The organism is Pseudomonas sp. LBUM1671, assembly GCF_059695685.1.
Genome location: NZ_CP166782.1, coordinates 5,335,341 through 5,352,259 on the forward strand (window position 1 = coordinate 5,335,341; position 16,919 = coordinate 5,352,259).

Genomic DNA, 16,919 nt, shown 5'->3' on the forward strand with positions numbered 1-16,919 from the left:
ATGCCCTTGAACGAAATCCTGATCCTCTATCCGCTGGTGTTCGTAGGCATCGCCCTGGCGGTCGGCCTGCTGGTTGGCAGCTTCCTCAACGTGGTGGTCTGGCGCCTGCCGAAAATGCTCCACCGCGAATGGCGGCTGCAAGCCCATGACGTGTTGGGCGTGCCGCCCGAGGCGCCGGGCCCGGCCTATAACCTGATGCTGCCTCATTCCCACTGCCCGCATTGCGACCATCAAATCCGCGCCTGGGAAAACATTCCGCTGCTCAGCTATCTGTTTCTACGGGGGCGATGCTCGAACTGCGCCACGGCGATCAGCAAGCGTTATCCGCTGACTGAACTGGCCTGTGGTCTGCTCTCGGCGTTTATTGCCTGGCATTTCGGCTTCGGCTGGCAGGCCTGCATGGTGCTGGTGCTGACCTGGGGCTTGCTGGCAATGAGCCTGATCGACGCCGAGCACCAACTGCTGCCGGATGTACTGGTGTTGCCGCTGCTGTGGCTGGGGTTGATCGTCAACAGCTTCGGGTTGTTCGTGTCATTGCATGAGGCGTTGTGGGGCGCGGTGGCCGGTTATATGACGTTGTGGACGGTGTTCTGGCTGTTCAAGCTGCTCACCGGCAAGGACGGCATCGGTCACGGCGATTTCAAGCTGCTGGCCATGATCGGCGCTTGGGGCGGCTGGCAGATATTGCCCCTGACCCTTCTCCTTTCATCCCTTGTGGGGGCCATCATCGGCGTGATTTTACTGCGCCTGCGCCACGCAAAAACCTCGACACCGATCCCCTTCGGACCCTTTCTGGCGATTGCCGGCTGGATTGCCTTGCTCTGGGGTGGTCAAATAACCGGCTTCTATTGGCAGTTTGTCGGTTTGAAATGAATACCCCTGTGGAAAAACCCTGGATTCTCGGCCTGACCGGCGGCATCGGCAGCGGCAAAAGCGCGGCTGCCCAGCACTTTATCGACCTCGGTGTACACGTTGTGGACGCCGATCATGCGGCGCGCTGGGTGGTGGAACCGGGTCGCCCGGCATTGGCGCAAATCGCTGAACACTTTGGCCCCGGCGTGTTGCAAGCCGACGGGCAACTGGATCGCGCTGCGTTGCGCAAGCTGATCTTTGAAGTGCCGGAGGAACGCCGCTGGCTCGAAGCGTTGCTGCATCCGCTGATCGCCAAGGAAATCGCCGATCACCTGGCCAAGGCACAATCGCCTTACGCGATTCTGGTTTCGCCGTTGCTGATCGAGTCCGGGCAGTACGCCATGACCCAACGGGTCCTGGTGATCGATGCCCCGGAACAGCTACAGATCGAACGCACCTTGCAGCGTGACCAGACCAGCGAGCAACAGGTCCAGGCGATCCTCAAGGCGCAATCCAGCCGCCAGGACCGCGTGAGCCACGCCGACGATGTGGTGGTCAACGACCGCGACCTCGCCTGGCTGCACAGCGAGGTCGAACGCCTGCATCACTTTTACCTTACATTGCGTGGAGGCCAGTCATGAGCCAAACCCCAACCGTCGATTGCCCAACCTGCGGAGCCCCTGTTGAATGGAGTCCCGAGAACAAATTCCGGCCATTCTGTTCGGACCGTTGCAAGCTGATTGACCTGGGCGCCTGGGCCTCGGAAGAACACAAGATCCCGGTCAGCCCGGACGCCGAAGACGATATGTTCAGCGAAGACTTCGAACCGCGTCACTGATTCAAGGCCGCATAAAGCCGTAGTCCTGGTCTTCATCGAGGTTTTCCGCGAGAAAGCGCAACTCGTCGGCCAGGTCTTCGGCACTGCGCACGGTCTTGCTCTGCTGCACCACCGCACTGAGCAAGGCGCGCAGGCTCAATCCCGGATCAAACCCCACTTCCTGCGCGCCATCCAGACTCTGACGCAACTCCTGCCTTGCCCATTCGTAGACACTCATTTCGATGCTCCTGAAGGTTTTGCGGAGCATGGAAGCGTCAGCGATGGTTGGATTTGATGTGGATCAAGACTTGGGATCGTCGTCTTTCCAGGGCGCCGAAAGGTAACGTGTGCGGTTGAAGGTCTCCAGCCACTCGGGGCAGAACACCACTAGTGCGCTGACCACCATGCCGTTGATGAACGCCTCCGGAAAAATGATCAGCCACAGGTAACCGACAAAATCCTCGAGCCAATAAGGCATGGCGAAACGCTCGTCATACCACAGCAACGTCAGCGCCAGCACCAGGCACAACAACGCCGAAAGCGCTGCAGCCGAGAACCCGGAAACAAAGATATACACGAAGGGATTACGCGGCTGCGCTCGCTCCACCAGGATCGCGCAGCATTCGGTGACCAGCACAGGCAGCAGAATAAACAGCGCACCATTGACCCCCATCGCCAGCAGATCCTGGCGCCCGAGCAGCACTAACCCCGCTTGCGCGACCAACCCGCCGACAATCGCCAGTGGCCAGTCGAGCAACAGCGTCACCGCGGTCATGCCGATGAAGTGGTAGGACACGCCGGTATCGAAATCGCGACGCACCAGCCACAGCATGAACAGCGCGAACACCGTGCCGAACAGCAGATGCTGGCGGCGCCTGTCGCTGAACAGCTCGACCCACGGCGCTCGCGCAACGGCCCAGACCAGCACCGGTATATAGATCAACCACCCTGCTGCGAGGGTTTCAGGTGACAGTAACTCGGCGCCGATCATGTCTGGGCACACTCCTTTGTCTTGCCAAAAGAGAACAGGCCCTCAGTCTACACCGGGCTTTGAGTGCGCTTCGATTTCGGGAGGGGGCTCCATGATTGGGGGCGTATCCGTTCCTGCGGTAACGGCTGCTATTGGTTCCGGCCTTCCGACGGGCCAGATCAAGATCAAAAGCAAAATCGAGTCTGTAGTCCCGCCCTCCCTTCAAGTCTAAACATACAAGCGAGCCTGCTCGCGAAAGCGGACTGGCATCCGCCATGATGTCGACTGACACGGCCCCTTCGAGAGGCCGAGTGGAGGTTCTGCGCAGCGGGCAACCCGGCAAGGATGCCGGGTTAGCCGCCCCCGGCCATGGATGGCCGATGGCGGCGGGCCCACGGAGCAGGACCGGAGCGAGGGCATGCCGAGCCTGGGCGAGGCACCGAACGTAAGGGGCAAGAGCCCTTTGGTTACTTTGGGGCTTTTCCAAAATGACCCGCCGTAAGGGCGGAACCAATAGCTGCCGTTACCGCAGAAACGGATATGACCTCAACCAAAAACAGCGATTGTTACGTTCCCTGCAACGCTGAATCAAACCCAGCCCCCTTTATCACTCACTGCCAAAGACTAAACTTCAAACATCAGAATCAACCCCGAGCCCACAAAAATGAAAACCCTGACCAGCCTGTTTCTGACCCTGATCGCAACCTCCGCCATAGCTGCCAGCAACGAGCCGGCCGCCCCCCCATCACAGTCGCTGGACATCGCCGAAGTGGTGTCAGTAACAGACACCGCAACGGCCTGCGACGTCGTGCCAGCCACCATGGTCTACATCGATCACCAGGGCCAGACGCATCAAGTGACCTATCAAGTCATGGGCAACTGCACGAGCAACCTGTAACTAGCGCCTCATAGCAACGTCCACGTATAGCTGAGGATCAAACGGTTCTCGTCGATATCGCTGCGGTAGTTGGAACGCGCCATCACGTTGCGCACGCGAATCCCGAGGCCTTTGAGGCTGCCGCTCTGCAACACATAGCCGAGATCGAGATCGCGCTCGCGGTCCTTGCCCTCGAACCCTTGCCCGGTATCGACATTGCCCCCGCTGATGTAGCGCACGGTGCTGGTCAGCCCAGGCACGCCAAGCGCGGCAAAATCGTAGTCGTAGCGCGCTTGCCAGGATCGCTCGTCGGTGTAGGCGAATTCATAGGTTGGCACCTCGTTGCCCAGCGGTGAGATGTTGGCAAACACCCTCGGGAACGCGCTGTCGCCGAACATGCCCTGATAGCCGAGATAGAACGTGTGCCCACCGCGCTTGGCTGACAGCAAGGAGAAGAACGCCTGGTTGTCGATGTTACCCAGCAGTTTTTTGCCGTCTTCGCGCGAATCGTAATAACCAAGGTTGGCGCCCAGGATCCAGTTACCGAGTGGTTCGCTGTGCTTGAGGCCCAGAAAACGCTGGTTGTAGATATCTTCCAGTTGCCCGAACCAGGCGCTGACCGAGCTGCGTTTATCGTTGAAGGCGTAATCGGCGCCGGCAAAGTTGAAGCCGTCGCTGCTGACTTGTCGCTGCGGTACGTGACCGAACATGGCTTGCATCTTTTCGTCGCCGGCCTCGTTGCGCAGGCTGGTCGAGTTCAAATGCCCTCCTTGCACCGTCAGGCCATTGATCTCGTTCGAGCTGATGCTTGCGCCCTGATAGCTGGGCGGTAGCAAACGGATATCGCTGAACGCCAGCACCGGCAAATTGGGTTGCAGCTCACCCACCTTCAGTTCGGTTTTTGAAAAACGCACTTTCAATGCGCCCTCCAGACGGCTGTAATTATCCGCCGCGCGCCCGTCATCCTTTACCGGCAGCAAACCGGTATTGACCCGGTCCGGGCTGCTGTCGAGCTTGAGGCCGAGCAGGCCAATGACATCCACACCAAAACCGACGGGGCCTTGGGTATAACCGGATTTGACGTTGAGGATGAAGCCCTGCGCCCACTCTTCGGCCTTCGATTGTTGGTTGGCCCCGACGATGTCGGAGAAGTCCCGGCTGAAGTAGTAATTGCGCGCTTGCAAGGTGGCCGTAGTGTCTTCGATGAAGCCACCCTCGGCCGCCATCGCGCCGGAGGAGAAACCCGAGACGACCGCCATGGACAACACCGAACCGGTTGTTGGAAAAATCTGTTTCATCGTTATTTCTCTTATTTTTATTGATCGACAGGTTGAAGTGCTTCAGCCGTAGCGCATTCGCGGCGAGGAACGGGACGACGGGCGTTTAACAACAGGTGCGTGACCATGCCGAAAATCAGCCCCCAAAAGGCGGCGGACAACCCCAGCAACGACATGCCCGACGCTGTGGTCAGAAAGGTCACCAATGCGGCTTCGCGATCGCTCGGCACGGCCATTGCGCCGGCAAATGCCCCGGCAATCGCGGCGAACAGCGCCAGCCCGGCCAGGGCTGCGATCAGTTCCTTGGGAAAGGCCGAAAACAGAGAAACCAGGGTGGCGCCGAAGATCCCCAGCACCAGGTAACACAGCCCGCCGACAACCCCGGCCACATAGCGTTTGCCGGGATCTTCATGGGCCTCGCGCCCGGTACAAATGGCCGCGGTAATCGCCGCTAGATTCAGCCCGTGACAACCGAACGGCGCCAACAGCGCTGTGCCTAGCGCACTGCTGGCGATGATCGGGCTGGCCGGCGTTTGATAGCCGCTGGCACGCAGCACCGCCATGCCGGGGACGAACTGGCCGGTCAACGCCACCATCACCAACGGCAAGGCGATATTCAGCGTCGCGCTCAGGCTGAACACGGGCGTGATCCACACCGGCGTGGCCAAACCGATCACCAAGGCTTCGCGGTGCAAATCACCGGAAAGAACAGCCATCGAGCAGCCCACCAGCAGCACCATCACCACCGCATAACGCGGCATCAGCCGCTTGCAGATCAGGTACGTGGCGAACATCGCCAGTACCAGCAACGGCTTGCCCTGCAGCGACACGAACAAACCGGTGCCAAAGCTGAACAGAATCCCCGCCAGCATCGCTGCCGCAATCGCCGCCGGCAGTTTGCCAATGATCCGGTCAAACGCCCCCGACACCCCGACCAGGAAAATGATCAGGCTGCTGACCAGATAGGCCCCCACCGCCTCCGGCATGGAGATCCCCGGCAACAGCGCCACCAGCAACGCCGAACCGGGCGCCGACCACGCGATGATCACCGGGACGCGGTAACGCAGACTCAAGCCGATACCGAGCACGGCGCTGCCGATGGAAATCGCCCAGACCCAGGACGACAACACCTCTCGCGAGAGATGCGCCGTCTCGGCAGCCTGAAAGATGATCACCAGCGGCCCGGCGTAGGAAATCACCGTGGCGATAAATCCGGCGACCGCCGCAGACAGGGAAAAATCCCGGACTAACGCTCTCATGAAACGTCGCCAACAGACCCGTCGATCGAACCGTGGCGCAAGCCCGACAGCGCTTGTTTAGCGCTGCGCCGACTGCTGATGGCAAACACGGTCATGGCAATCGCGGCCACCGCCCCGGGCAAGGCAAAGGCCATGAAGTTCAGTTGCAGCGGCAGGCTGATCCCGAGCAACGCACCGCCCAGCAGCGGCCCGACAATGGCACCGTTGCGCCCGATACCCGAGGCCCAGCCCAGACCGGTGGAACGAATGGTCATGGAGTAGAACTGCGCGGCGCAGGCGTACAACAGGATTTGCGAGCCAATCGTTGTGGCGCCGGCAATCGCGATCAGCAGGTACAACAGCGGCATCGGGCTGTTGAAACCCAGCAAGGTGATCGACACGGCTGCCACGGCGAAAAACACCGCCAACACCCGTGGCAGGTTGAGTTTGTCCCCCAACACACCGCCGCCTACCGCGCCGAAAATGGCGCCGAAGTTGAGCACTAGCAGGAATGACAGACTCGAGCCCAGGCTGTAACCGGCATTGGCCATCAGTTTCGGCAGCCAGGAACTCAAGGCGTAGACCATCAGCAGGCAGCAGAAAAACGCCAGCCACAACATCAGCGTGCGCAGCGCGCGACCTTCGCGAAACAGTTGCAACACCGGCGTGCCGGTGCCCTTCACTTCGCTCATGTGCAGCTGATCGCCGGTTTGCGCGACGTAAGCCGGGTCAATCCGCTGCAGGATGTTGCGAGCCTCTGCATTGCGCCCCTGACGCAGCATGAAACCCACCGACTCGGGCAGGAAGTACATGATCAGCGGCAACAACAGCAACGGCAGCACTGCCACGTAAAACACCGATTGCCAGCCAAAACTCGGGATCAGCACGATGCCGAGCCCCGCCGAGAGCATGCCGCCCACCGAGTAGCCGCTGAACATGATCGCCACCAGCGTGCTGCGGATTTTCTTCGGCGCGTATTCGTTCATCAACGCCACGACGTTGGGCATCACCCCGCCGATGCCGAGCCCGGCAATGAATCGGCAGAGGCCAAATTCGGTGGGATTGCGGGCAAAACCGTTGAGCACGGTAAACCCGCTGAACAGCATCACGCAGATCGTGATGGCTTTTTTGCGACCGATCCTGTCCGACAGCGGACCGAAAAACAGCGCGCCGAACATCATGCCGAACAGTGCGTAACTGCCCAGTGCGCCCGCTTGCAGGGGACTGAGCCCCCACTCTTTCATCAGCATCGGCAACACCACGCCGTAGATCACCAGATCGTAACCGTCGAAAATGATGATCAGGGCACACCAGAACAGCACCATCCAGTGAAAGCGGTTGAATCGTGCGTTGTCGATAACCTCATGTACGTCAATCTTGCGCATGGCATTGATCTCTTGTTGTTGTTTTTTTAAGAGCGTCGGTAACGCGGCGAACGTCCGTACAGCCGAGGGTAAAGGTGCCAGGCACGGGGCAATATCCGCTTTGCGCAGATCGCTATCCGTTTTGTGCGTTGCCCTGAACCGGGCGGGGATGAGGAGTGTTGCGGGGATTTCAGGTGGTAAATCCGGCAGATCGGAACCTCTCCGATGGACTGCCTACGCCAAGCGCAGCCCTGTGGATGACCCGGATGTCAGCCTTTGCGGTCGCGGGAGCCCTGTGTCAATCAAGGCAGGGCCTTCTCCAGCGCCTCATGCAATTGCGCCGCCGTGGCATACTCGGACTGCCCCACCAATTGACCGTTCCTGAGCTGCAGCCACAACACTTTATCCACGGACCCGGGGTAGCGCGGCGCCACACGACCATCACGGTCAAGCATCACCCGATAGGAGTAATCGCGCATGGCCGGCACCGCGAACATTTTCGCGATCAATCGAGGCATGCGCTGGATGTCCGCGACAAATATGGCGTGCCGAGCCTCCAGGTAGCCCTTGGGCTGGCCCTGCAGAGCGGCGGCGACCAGTTTGGCGGCGTCCATGCTGCGCGCTACCAGCAGCGTCTGAGTCTGGTTATCGAGCGTATAGGCCTGATCGAACTGATCAAGCAAGGTCCACGGCGCCAGCCGCTCACCCACCTGCAACGCCTGCGCCCAAAGAGGCAGAAGACTGAGCAACAACACGGGCCAATATTTCACGTTCTACTCCTCGTTCGAGCGCCTAGGCGCAATGGCCATCAGTCTACACCGCCCGTTCCAAGCCTCCTGTCCTACTGTTTACCGTTTCACGCTTTCTGCTTGTCGCAAATGAACGCTAAGCTTGGGCCTATGGATGACTCAGATTATTTACGCCTGCTGACCATCGCGGCCGAGCAAGCCAACGCGTTCCTGTCCAATGCCCGCAAATGGGAGCGTGAGCGTTGGGTCTGCCAGCGCCTGCTGCAAGGCTTGAACATTCCCTATCGCGCCGACGAGTTCGCCCCGGCCGGGGAGCCGCCGGACGTGCTGTTTCGTGACGCCAGTTTCGAGGTGTTCTTCGTGCTCGACGAAGGCCGGCGCCTCAATGACGAATGGCGCGATGAGCTGCAACGTCGGCGCAGCGCGTTTTCCTTGAGCCAGCTGGTGCGTCGCGAGGCCAAGCCCCGGCGCATCCCCGCCAATGAGTTTTTGCTGAGACTGGCGCCGACCTTGCGTAAAAAAGCACACAACTACAAAGAGCGCGGCATGGACCTGGGGGAACTGGACATCATCGCGTTCGCCAGCCTCAAGCGTGAAGTGCTGGACCTCAACAGCCATTTCCCGCCGCCCACCGAATACCTGCGTCAAGGCTGGCGTTCGCTGTCGCTGGTCGGTCCGACCTTCGCCCGTGTGCTGTTTGCCCACCCGGACGCCCCGGATTTCCTGCGTAGCAACCTGGGTCGCAGCATCGTCTTCGACGTCGGGATCAGCCTGTGAGCCCGATGCAGGAATTAATCGCCGAAGTCCCGCAAACCGGCCGCGTGCGCTGGATCGGCGTGCGCCCGGAACCCCATGTGCCGATGATCGAACTGGATGCCGTAGAGGCGCGACTTGAAGCCGGTTTGACCGGCGATCGAGCCCGCCCCGGTGTACGTAACGCGCGGCAGGTGACGTTGATTCAGTGGGAGCACCTGGCGGTGATCAGTTCGCTGATGGGCCGCCCGCACGATAAACCGGTATTGCCTAATGATTTGCGGCGCAACCTCGTTATCAGCGGTATCAACCTGTTCAGCCTCAAGGGTCGGCGCTTCCGCATCGGCCAGGCGATTTTCGAAACCACCGGTTGGTGCCAGCCGTGCGCACGCCTGCAAAACAACCTCGGCTCCGGGACGTTTCAGGCGGTGCGCGGACATGGCGGAATCACGGCCCGGGTGTTACAAGGTGGAATTATTCGCCTGGACGATACGGTGAGCGTCGAGCCTGTTCCAGCCAGCGGCTATGCTCCGTTCAACGTTCGTTGAGTCACTCTGTAGCTTCTACACATTCAGCAACGTCTACCTGACGAGGCCCAATATGACCAGCCGCCTGAACCCCGACGACCAGAAGCATGTCGAAGAGTACCTGCAACTGTCCCAGCACCGAGTCGAGCGCCGGCCCTTCCGGCCGTGGATGCTCCTGGTGGTGGTGTTGGCAGTGACCATTGGATTAGGCCTGTTGAGCCGATTTATCAGTTACCTGACGCTATGAGCTGCCTCGCGCTCGCTCGGTTGACTGCACCGATTTCTTTTAGCCTTGCGAGATATCCCTATGACTCATCGTATTGTCATCGTTGGCGGCGGCGCCGGCGGTCTGGAGTTGGCTACCCGTCTGGGTAAGACTCTGGGCAAACGTGGCACGGCCAGTGTGATGCTGGTCGACGCGAACCTGACCCACATCTGGAAGCCGTTGTTGCACGAAGTGGCGGCCGGGTCGTTGAACTCTTCCGAAGACGAACTCAACTATGTTGCCCAGGCGAAATGGAACCACTTCGAGTTCCAGCTCGGGCGCATGAGCGGGCTTGATCGCGCGCAGAAGAAAATCCAGCTGGCCGCCACTTACGACGAAGCCGGCCTGGAACTGGTGCCAGCGCGTGAAGTGGCTTACGACTCGCTGGTGATTGCTGTCGGCAGTACCACCAACGATTTCGGCACTCAAGGCGCGGCGCAGCATTGCCTGTTCCTCGACACCCGCAAACAGGCCGAGCGTTTCCATCAGCAATTGCTCAATCACTACCTGCGCGCCCATGCCGGACAAACCGACAAGGTCGAGCAGATCAGCGTCGCCATCGTCGGCGCCGGTGCCACCGGGGTTGAGCTGGCCGCAGAGCTGCACAACGCCGCGCATGAGTTGGCGGCTTACGGCCTGGACCGGATCAAACCGGAAAACATGCACATCACCCTGATCGAAGCCGGCCCACGGGTACTGCCAGCCCTGCCGGAACGCATCGGCGGGCCTGTGCATAAAACCCTGGAGAAACTCGGGGTCAATGTGATGACCAATGCCGCGGTCAGCGAAGTGACTGCCGACAGCTTGATCACCGCCGACGGCAAAGTGATCAACGCCAGCCTGAAAGTCTGGGCCGCCGGCATTCGTGCACCGGGTTTCCTCAAGGACATCGATGGCCTGGAAACCAACCGCATCAACCAGCTGCAAGTGCTGCCGACCCTGCAAACCACCCGCGACGAAAACATCTTCGCCTTCGGTGACTGCGCGGCGTGCCCGCAACCGGGTACCGATCGCAACGTACCGCCGCGCGCGCAGGCCGCGCATCAGCAGGCTTCGTTGCTGGCCAAATCGCTGAAACTGCGGATCGAAGGCAAGGCGTTGCCGGAGTACAAATACACCGACTACGGCTCGCTGATCTCGCTGTCGCGTTTTTCGGCTGTGGGTAACTTGATGGGCAACCTGACCGGGAGCGTGATGCTCGAGGGCTGGCTGGCGCGGATGTTTTACGTGTCGCTGTATCGCATGCACCAGATGGCGCTGTATGGCGCGTTTCGTACGGCGATGTTGATGTTGGGCAGCAAGATCGGACGCGGGACTGAGCCGCGGTTGAAGCTGCACTAATCCCAACCACTGTGGGAGCGGGCTTGCTCGCGAAGAGGGAGTGTCAGTCGACCTACAAGTTGTCTGACCCACCGCTTTCGCGAGCAAGCCCGCTCCCACATTTGGTCTGCATTGTTTCTGGAGATCTGTGTCTCACTGTATCTCCCGCCACGAATTCTCCCCTTCGCTTACAAACTCCCCCTTGCGCGACACAGTAGCGATACACCCCGCCCTTTAAATGGCCACATCCGAGCAAGGCAACTCGCCCGCTACGGTTATCGCCGCACTCACGTGGCGTCCTTTATCGAACGGTTGTGTCGTGCAACCCAGGAGTATTGAAATGTCCCGTACTACCAAAAACACTATTGGTCTGCTCGGCGCTGTGCTGGCCGGCGGCATGATGTTGTCCGGTTCCGTATTCGCTGCGCAGCCGTTGACCCAGGGCTACCTGCTGGCCTCGGCTGAACAAGTGGTGAAAACCCCTGAAGGCAAGTGTGGCGAAGGCAAGTGTGGCGATGCGTCGATGGCGAAGACCGATACGGATGGCGACGGCAAAGTCTCCCGCGCCGAATTCCAGAAAGTCGCGCCGAAGTCCAACTTCGACAAGATCGACACCAACCATGACGGCTTCATCGACGAGCAAGAGGCTTACGACAACGTGAAAGCCAACTTCGAAGCCAATGGCAAGAAAATGCCAAAAGGCCTGTTCGAGCACCTGAAAGACCAAGACGGCGCCTAAGCCTTCAAGTACAAAACCGCGCTTTTCCTTCGGGAAGCGCGGTTTTTTTCGTCTGGCGGATTTACACCTGGAAGCGCTGGACCATGGTCCGCAAGGAATTGGCCAATTGTGAAAGCTCGTGGCTCGAAGCGCTGGTCTGATCCGCACCGGCAGCGGAACGAACCGACAGGTCGCGAATGTTCACCAGGTTGCGATCGACTTCCCGCGCCACTTGCGCCTGTTCTTCAGCCGCGCTGGCGATCACCAGGTTACGTTCGTGAATTTGGTGGACCGACGCCGTGATGGTCTGCAACGCCTCGCCCGCACGCTCGGCCAAAGCCAAAGTGCTGGCTGCTCGGGTCGAGCTGGCTTGCATGGAATCCAGCGCCTGGGTTGAGCCACTGCGCATGCCCTGGACCATTTGCTCGATTTCCTGGGTCGATTGCTGCGTGCGATAGGCCAGCGCACGCACTTCGTCGGCCACCACCGCAAACCCTCGACCGCTTTCCCCGGCCCGCGCGGCTTCAATGGCCGCGTTGAGCGCTAGCAGATTGGTTTGCTCGGCGATCGCCCGAATCACATCCAGCACCTTGCCGATGTCCTTCGACTGGTTGGCCAGGGATTGCACCAAACCGCCGGTGATCTGCACATCGCTGGCGAGTGCACTGATGGCCGTGACGGTTTCGCTGACGCGCTCCTGGCCAACGTGCGCGGACTCACTGGATTGGCGCGTGGCGTCGGAGGTCGACACGGCATTGCGGGCAACCTCCTCCACTGCCGTGGTCATTTCTGTCACGGCGGTGGCCGCTTGTTCAATTTCGTTGTTCTGTTGTTGCAGGTTCTGCGTGCCGTCGAGGGTGACCGCGTTCAACTCATCAGCCGCCGTGGCCAATTGCGCCGCCGAACCGCTAATACCTTGCAGGGTTTCCCGCAGATTCTGTTGCATGGTCGCAAGGGCCTTGAGCAAGCGGCTGACTTCGTCGTTGCCATGGGTTTCGATGGGGCGAGTCAGGTCGCCTCGGGCGACGTTTTCTGCGGCGTGCAAAGCTTCGCCCAGCGGTTTGACGATGCTGCGGGTCAGCAGCATGGCCAGGCCAACGGTGGCCAAGGCTGCGAGGGCGATGAACAGGCTGACGATCATTCGCGATGTTTCGTAATGCGCTTCGGATTTCTGGCTTTCGGCGGCGACTTGTTTGGCGAACAGATCGGCCAGGTCATTGAGCTGTTTACCGGAGCCATCGACCACGGTTTTCATGTCCACCAGCAGCAGCTTGGTCAGTTCGTCACGGCGTCCCTGCTCCGCCAGTGAGAACGATTGGGCAATGCCGGCACGATACGCCGCGAAGGTGGTTTTGAACTGGTCATACAAGGCCTTGCCTTCGACGGTGTTGACCAACTGGTCGTAGGCGGCAATCTTCTCGCTCAGCTCTTTGTCGCGGGTGTCCATCTGGCCGCGATACACAGCAATGTTCTTCGGGTCCTGATCGAGGGCCATGCGCAGGGAAATGGTGCGGATGCGCAGCATGATCTCGCGGATCTCATCACCGCCGCGGATACTCGGCAGCCATTGTTTCTCCAAGGCCACCTCGCTGTCGCGAATGCTCGACATTTGCCCCAGCGCGAAAACCCCGAGCAAGGCGACCAACACAGCAATCAGAGCAAACCCCAAGGCAGCCCGAGGTGCGATATTCAACTGACGAAGCAACATAACGAACGCCCTATTCTTGTAGTACTTGGATAAGGGGCGTTGTTTCGGCAGTCCCCGTCGCCTCGTTATCGGCAAGTTGTACGATGACTGAAGTGTGTTTTTATGAAGACAAAAAAAATCCCCGTATCTTTCGATACGAGGATTTTTAATATGGTCGGGGTAAGGGGATTCGAACTCCTGACATCCTGCTCCCAAAGCAGGCGCGCTACCGGACTGCGCTATACCCCGGTAAAAAAAAGGCACCTTTTAAAGGCGCCTTCTGCGAACAGAGCTTTTGGCGTCTGATCTTAAGATCTGATCCCAGCGTTAACTGGTTTCAAAAATGGTGGGTCGTGTGGGATTCGAACCTACGACCAATTGGTTAAAAGCCAACTGCTCTACCAACTGAGCTAACGACCCAAAAATGGTCGGGGTAAGGGGATTCGAACTCCTGACATCCTGCTCCCAAAGCAGGCGCGCTACCGGACTGCGCTATACCCCGGTTTGAAATTGGCTCCGTGACCAGGACTCGAACCTGGGACCCAATGATTAACAGTCATTTGCTCTACCGACTGAGCTATCACGGAACTACATATTTCAATTACAACGTTTGACGCTTTGTTGCACTCTCTTCGACCCGTTCGCATCGCTGCGTTCGTGTGTCTGAGGCGCGCTATTCTACAATCTTAAGCACCTCTGTCAACCCCTTAAATTGCATTCAAGTTAATGATTTGCAACTTATTTCAGATTCCTGCTTGGGGAGCAGAAACCCTTACGGGCGACTTACTGCGGGGCGCACTTTACAAGCCTTTTCCTTTCAGTTCAACAACCTGACGAAAAAAAGGCCTCGCGATGCGAGGCCTTGTTTATTTCACCGCCGTGACGGGTCAGGCAAATACGATCTCGTCGTTCTCCACCTTGCCGACAGCCGTGTCGCCAGGCATGAATCGACCGGACAGAATCAGCTGTGCCAGCGGGTTCTCGATCCAGCGCTGAATCGCTCGTTTGAGCGGCCGCGCGCCGTACACCGGGTCGTATCCCACCGCGATCAGCTTGTCCATGGCCTCTGGACTCAGCTCCAGTTTCAGCTCGCGCTCAGTCAGACGACTGCGCAGACGACCCAACTGGATCTCGGTAATGCCCGCGATCTGATCCCGCGCCAATGGCTCGAAGATCACGACTTCGTCGACCCGGTTAATGAACTCCGGACGGAAGTGTGTGGAAATCGCATCCATCACTGCCGCACGTTGCGCCTCGCGATCACCGACCAGTTCCTGGATCTGCACCGAGCCCAGGTTGGAGGTCATGACGATCACGGTGTTCTTGAAATCCACCGTGCGGCCATGGCTGTCGGTCAGGCGCCCATCTTCCAGCACTTGCAGCAAGATGTTGAACACATCCGGGTGGGCCTTCTCGACCTCGTCAAGGAGGATCACCGAGTAAGGCTTGCGACGCACCGCCTCGGTCAGGTAACCGCCCTCTTCATAGCCCACGTAGCCTGGTGGCGCACCAATCAGTCGGGCGACGGAATGTTTCTCCATGAACTCGGACATGTCGATCCGCACCATCGCCTCTTCGGTATCAAAGAGGAACTCGGCCAGCGCCTTGCACAGCTCGGTTTTACCGACACCGGTCGGGCCGAGGAACATGAAAGAACCACTCGGGCGATTCGGGTCGGACAACCCGGCCCGGGAACGCCGCACCGCGTTGGAAACGGCGATCACCGCTTCGTCCTGGCCGATCACGCGCTGGTGCAACAGGCTTTCCATCTTCATCAGCTTGTCGCGCTCGCCTTCGAGCATTTTCGACACTGGAATGCCGGTCCACTTCGAGACGACTTCGGCGATCTCTTCCTCAGTCACCTTGCTGCGCAGTAACTGGTTCTCGCTTTTACCGTGCTGATCGACCATTTGCAGGCTGCGCTCCAGGTCTGGGATCACCCCGTATTGCAGCTCGGCCATGCGGTTCAGGTCGCCTTTACGGCGCGCGGCTTCCAGTTCCTGACGGGACTGTTCAATTTTCTGCTGGATCTGTGCAGAACCCTGAACCTCGGCTTTTTCCGAGTTCCAGATTTCTTCGAGGTCCGAGTACTCACGTTCGTGGCGAACGATTTCCTCCTGGAGTTTCTCCAGACGTTTCTTCGCCGCGTCGTCGCTTTCTTTCTTCAGCGCCTGTGATTCCACCTTCAGCTGTATCAGACGGCGCTCCAGACGATCGAGCACTTCCGGCTTGGAGTCGATCTCCATGCGGATGCGGCTGGCCGCTTCGTCGATCAGGTCGATGGCCTTGTCCGGCAACTGACGGTCTGTAATGTAGCGATGACTGAGCTTGGCCGCGGCGATGATAGCGCCGTCAGTGATCGCCACTTTGTGGTGGACCTCATAACGCTCTTTCAGGCCACGCAGAATAGCGATGGTGTCTTCTTCGCTCGGCTCGTCCACCAGGACTTTCTGGAAGCGCCGTTCGAGGGCCGCATCCTTCTCTATATATTGGCGGTACTCATTGAGCGTGGTCGCGCCGACACAATGCAACTCGCCGCGCGCCAACGCAGGCTTGAGCATGTTGCCCGCATCCATCGAGCCTTCGCCCTTGCCGGCGCCGACCATGGTGTGCAGTTCGTCGATGAACAGAATGATCTGCCCTTCCTGCTTCGACAGTTCATTGAGCAAGGATTTGAGGCGCTCTTCGAACTCGCCGCGGTACTTGGCGCCGGCAATCAGCGACCCCATGTCCAAAGACAGCAAGCGCTTGCCCTTGAGACCATCCGGCACTTCACCGTTGATGATGCGCTGGGCCAGGCCTTCGGCGATGGCGGTTTTACCCACGCCGGGCTCACCGATCAGCACCGGGTTGTTCTTGGTGCGGCGTTGCAGCACCTGGATGGTCCGGCGAATTTCGTCGTCACGGCCGATCACCGGGTCGAGCTTGCCTTCTTCGGCACGCTTGGTCAGGTCGACGGTGTACTTGTCCAGCGCCTGGCGCGACTCTTCGTGGTTGGCGTCATTGACCGCCTCACCGCCGCGCAGGTTGTTGATTGCGTTTTCCAGGGCTTTTTTGCTCACACCTTGGCCGAGCAGCAACTTGCCGAGTTTGCTGTTCTCATCCATCGCCGCGAGCAACACCAGCTCACTAGAGATGAACTGATCGCCCTTCTGCTGAGCCAGGCGATCGGCCTGATTGAGCAGGCGCGCCAAGTCCTGCGACATGTTCACGTCGCCGGTGGGGTTCTGGATTTTCGGGAGCTGGTCGAGCTCTTTGGTCAGCTCTTTACGCAGGCTGTTGACGTCAAAACCGACCTGCATCAACAGGGGTTTGATCGAACCGCCCTGCTGCTCAAGCATCGCCTGCATCAAGTGCGCCGGCTCGATACCGGGATGGTCAAGGCCGACGGCCAGCGATTGGGCGTCGGATAGAGCTAACTGCAATTTGCTGGTTAAACGATCTATACGCATGGGTCACCTTCCTTTTGAGCAGGCCGGACCTATAAAACATCCTGAATGAAGAA

17 protein-coding genes and 4 tRNA genes are annotated in these 16,919 nt (G+C 59.4%); 9 read left to right on the forward strand and 12 right to left on the reverse strand.

The features are described 5' to 3' along the window. Genes ACA060_RS24645 through yacG form a run of 3 tightly spaced genes read left to right on the forward strand, consistent with a single transcriptional unit; the run spans window position 1 to window position 1,690 of the window. The gene (locus ACA060_RS24645) at window positions 1-873 is read left to right on the forward strand and encodes a prepilin peptidase (protein ID WP_497313757.1); all 873 of its coding nucleotides are present in this window, start codon (window positions 1-3) and stop codon (window positions 871-873) included. Continuing rightward, on the forward strand, window positions 870-1,493 hold the full coding sequence (gene coaE, locus ACA060_RS24650) for a dephospho-CoA kinase (RefSeq protein WP_109634918.1): 624 nt from the start codon (window positions 870-872) through the stop codon (window positions 1,491-1,493). The genes ACA060_RS24645 and coaE overlap by 4 nt, the downstream gene beginning before the upstream one ends. Then, window positions 1,490-1,690, forward strand: a complete 201-nt coding sequence (gene yacG / locus ACA060_RS24655; RefSeq protein WP_307338417.1) for a DNA gyrase inhibitor YacG — start codon at window positions 1,490-1,492, stop codon at window positions 1,688-1,690. The genes coaE and yacG overlap by 4 nt, the downstream gene beginning before the upstream one ends. A 1-nt stretch (window position 1,691) precedes the next feature. On the opposite strand, the gene ACA060_RS24660 is transcribed toward yacG, so the two are convergent. Together ACA060_RS24660 and ACA060_RS24665 are read right to left on the reverse strand one after the other, a co-directional pair. Then, on the reverse strand, window positions 1,692-1,907 hold the full coding sequence (locus ACA060_RS24660; protein ID WP_497313760.1) for a hypothetical protein: 216 nt from the start codon (window positions 1,905-1,907) through the stop codon (window positions 1,692-1,694). 63 nt (window positions 1,908-1,970) lie between these two features. Further along, on the reverse strand, window positions 1,971-2,660 hold the full coding sequence (locus tag ACA060_RS24665) for an energy-coupling factor ABC transporter permease (RefSeq protein WP_109634921.1): 690 nt from the start codon (window positions 2,658-2,660) through the stop codon (window positions 1,971-1,973). Between the two features lie 643 nt (window positions 2,661-3,303). Between ACA060_RS24665 and ACA060_RS24670 the strand changes: the two genes are divergently transcribed. Continuing rightward, the gene (locus ACA060_RS24670) at window positions 3,304-3,537 is read left to right on the forward strand and encodes a DUF2790 domain-containing protein (protein ID WP_497313762.1); all 234 of its coding nucleotides are present in this window, start codon (window positions 3,304-3,306) and stop codon (window positions 3,535-3,537) included. 8 nt (window positions 3,538-3,545) lie between these two features. Here ACA060_RS24670 and ACA060_RS24675 read toward each other — a convergent pair whose 3' ends face one another. From ACA060_RS24675 to ACA060_RS24690, 4 genes are all read right to left on the reverse strand, one after another. After that, on the reverse strand, window positions 3,546-4,814 hold the full coding sequence (locus ACA060_RS24675; protein ID WP_497313764.1) for an OprD family porin: 1,269 nt from the start codon (window positions 4,812-4,814) through the stop codon (window positions 3,546-3,548). A 17-nt stretch (window positions 4,815-4,831) separates the two neighbouring features. Next, entirely contained in the window at window positions 4,832-6,052 is a 1,221-nt protein-coding gene (locus tag ACA060_RS24680) for a benzoate/H(+) symporter BenE family transporter (protein ID WP_497313766.1), read from the reverse strand. Beyond that, window positions 6,049-7,416 carry an aromatic acid/H+ symport family MFS transporter gene (locus ACA060_RS24685; protein ID WP_497313768.1) on the reverse strand — a complete coding sequence of 456 codons (1,368 nt, stop codon included), beginning with the start codon at window positions 7,414-7,416 and terminating at the stop codon, window positions 6,049-6,051. The genes ACA060_RS24680 and ACA060_RS24685 overlap by 4 nt, the downstream gene beginning before the upstream one ends. Before the next feature lie 281 nt (window positions 7,417-7,697). Further along, entirely contained in the window at window positions 7,698-8,165 is a 468-nt protein-coding gene (locus ACA060_RS24690) for an FAD/FMN-containing dehydrogenase (RefSeq protein WP_497313770.1), read from the reverse strand. Between the two features lie 129 nt (window positions 8,166-8,294). Here ACA060_RS24690 and ACA060_RS24695 point away from each other — a divergent pair, with 129 nt between their 5' ends. The 5 genes from ACA060_RS24695 (at window position 8,295) to ACA060_RS24715 (ending at window position 11,748) form a co-directional block, all read left to right on the forward strand. Then, window positions 8,295-8,921 carry a DUF1780 domain-containing protein gene (locus ACA060_RS24695; protein WP_007970534.1) on the forward strand — a complete coding sequence of 209 codons (627 nt, stop codon included), beginning with the start codon at window positions 8,295-8,297 and terminating at the stop codon, window positions 8,919-8,921. After that, complete coding sequence (locus tag ACA060_RS24700) at window positions 8,918-9,445, forward strand: MOSC domain-containing protein (protein WP_497313772.1); 528 nt, start codon at window positions 8,918-8,920, stop codon at window positions 9,443-9,445. Before ACA060_RS24695 ends, ACA060_RS24700 begins: the two co-directional genes overlap by 4 nt. Window positions 9,446-9,497: 52 nt before the next feature. Next, the gene (locus ACA060_RS24705) at window positions 9,498-9,671 is read left to right on the forward strand and encodes a DUF3094 domain-containing protein (RefSeq protein WP_096820886.1); all 174 of its coding nucleotides are present in this window, start codon (window positions 9,498-9,500) and stop codon (window positions 9,669-9,671) included. Between the two features lie 60 nt (window positions 9,672-9,731). After that, window positions 9,732-11,030 carry an NAD(P)/FAD-dependent oxidoreductase gene (locus tag ACA060_RS24710; protein WP_109634933.1) on the forward strand — a complete coding sequence of 433 codons (1,299 nt, stop codon included), beginning with the start codon at window positions 9,732-9,734 and terminating at the stop codon, window positions 11,028-11,030. A gap of 319 nt (window positions 11,031-11,349) precedes the next feature. Then, on the forward strand, window positions 11,350-11,748 hold the full coding sequence (locus ACA060_RS24715) for an HvfA family oxazolone/thioamide-modified RiPP metallophore (protein ID WP_010467563.1): 399 nt from the start codon (window positions 11,350-11,352) through the stop codon (window positions 11,746-11,748). A 61-nt stretch (window positions 11,749-11,809) separates the two neighbouring features. On the opposite strand, the gene ACA060_RS24720 is transcribed toward ACA060_RS24715, so the two are convergent. The 6 genes from ACA060_RS24720 to clpB all read right to left on the reverse strand — a co-directional run bounded on the left by ACA060_RS24720 (window position 11,810) and on the right by clpB (window position 16,866). Continuing rightward, the gene (locus ACA060_RS24720) at window positions 11,810-13,435 is read right to left on the reverse strand and encodes a methyl-accepting chemotaxis protein (protein WP_497313775.1); all 1,626 of its coding nucleotides are present in this window, start codon (window positions 13,433-13,435) and stop codon (window positions 11,810-11,812) included. A gap of 151 nt (window positions 13,436-13,586) precedes the next feature. Continuing rightward, window positions 13,587-13,663 (reverse strand) — tRNA-Pro (locus ACA060_RS24725). A 95-nt stretch (window positions 13,664-13,758) separates the two neighbouring features. Next, a tRNA-Lys gene (locus ACA060_RS24730) sits at window positions 13,759-13,834 on the reverse strand. Window positions 13,835-13,839: 5 nt separating this feature from the next. Continuing rightward, window positions 13,840-13,916: transfer RNA gene (locus ACA060_RS24735), tRNA-Pro, on the reverse strand. 9 nt (window positions 13,917-13,925) lie between these two features. Further along, a tRNA-Asn gene (locus ACA060_RS24740) sits at window positions 13,926-14,001 on the reverse strand. 300 nt (window positions 14,002-14,301) lie between these two features. Next, window positions 14,302-16,866, reverse strand: a complete 2,565-nt coding sequence (gene clpB / locus ACA060_RS24745) for an ATP-dependent chaperone ClpB (protein ID WP_109634937.1) — start codon at window positions 16,864-16,866, stop codon at window positions 14,302-14,304. Between the last annotated feature and the right edge of the window lie 53 nt (window positions 16,867-16,919).

Bases quoted from the DNA above. Each gene is read 5' to 3' on its own strand.
- ACA060_RS24715 (WP_010467563.1), top strand. From the start codon at position 11,350: ATGTCCCGTACTACCAAAAACACTATTGGTCTGCTCGGCGCTGTGCTG.
- ACA060_RS24675 (WP_497313764.1), bottom strand. From the start codon at position 4,814: ATGAAACAGATTTTTCCAACAACCGGTTCGGTGTTGTCCATGGCGGTC.
- ACA060_RS24680 (WP_497313766.1), bottom strand. From the start codon at position 6,052: ATGAGAGCGTTAGTCCGGGATTTTTCCCTGTCTGCGGCGGTCGCCGGA.
- ACA060_RS24645 (WP_497313757.1), top strand. From the start codon at position 1: ATGCCCTTGAACGAAATCCTGATCCTCTATCCGCTGGTGTTCGTAGGC.
- ACA060_RS24695 (WP_007970534.1), top strand. From the start codon at position 8,295: ATGGATGACTCAGATTATTTACGCCTGCTGACCATCGCGGCCGAGCAA.
- ACA060_RS24685 (WP_497313768.1), bottom strand. From the start codon at position 7,416: ATGCGCAAGATTGACGTACATGAGGTTATCGACAACGCACGATTCAAC.
- coaE (WP_109634918.1), top strand. From the start codon at position 870: ATGAATACCCCTGTGGAAAAACCCTGGATTCTCGGCCTGACCGGCGGC.
- yacG (WP_307338417.1), top strand. From the start codon at position 1,490: ATGAGCCAAACCCCAACCGTCGATTGCCCAACCTGCGGAGCCCCTGTT.
- ACA060_RS24660 (WP_497313760.1), bottom strand. From the start codon at position 1,907: ATGAGTGTCTACGAATGGGCAAGGCAGGAGTTGCGTCAGAGTCTGGAT.
- ACA060_RS24670 (WP_497313762.1), top strand. From the start codon at position 3,304: ATGAAAACCCTGACCAGCCTGTTTCTGACCCTGATCGCAACCTCCGCC.
- ACA060_RS24705 (WP_096820886.1), top strand. From the start codon at position 9,498: ATGACCAGCCGCCTGAACCCCGACGACCAGAAGCATGTCGAAGAGTAC.
- ACA060_RS24710 (WP_109634933.1), top strand. From the start codon at position 9,732: ATGACTCATCGTATTGTCATCGTTGGCGGCGGCGCCGGCGGTCTGGAG.
- clpB (WP_109634937.1), bottom strand. From the start codon at position 16,866: ATGCGTATAGATCGTTTAACCAGCAAATTGCAGTTAGCTCTATCCGAC.
- ACA060_RS24665 (WP_109634921.1), bottom strand. From the start codon at position 2,660: ATGATCGGCGCCGAGTTACTGTCACCTGAAACCCTCGCAGCAGGGTGG.
- ACA060_RS24720 (WP_497313775.1), bottom strand. From the start codon at position 13,435: ATGTTGCTTCGTCAGTTGAATATCGCACCTCGGGCTGCCTTGGGGTTT.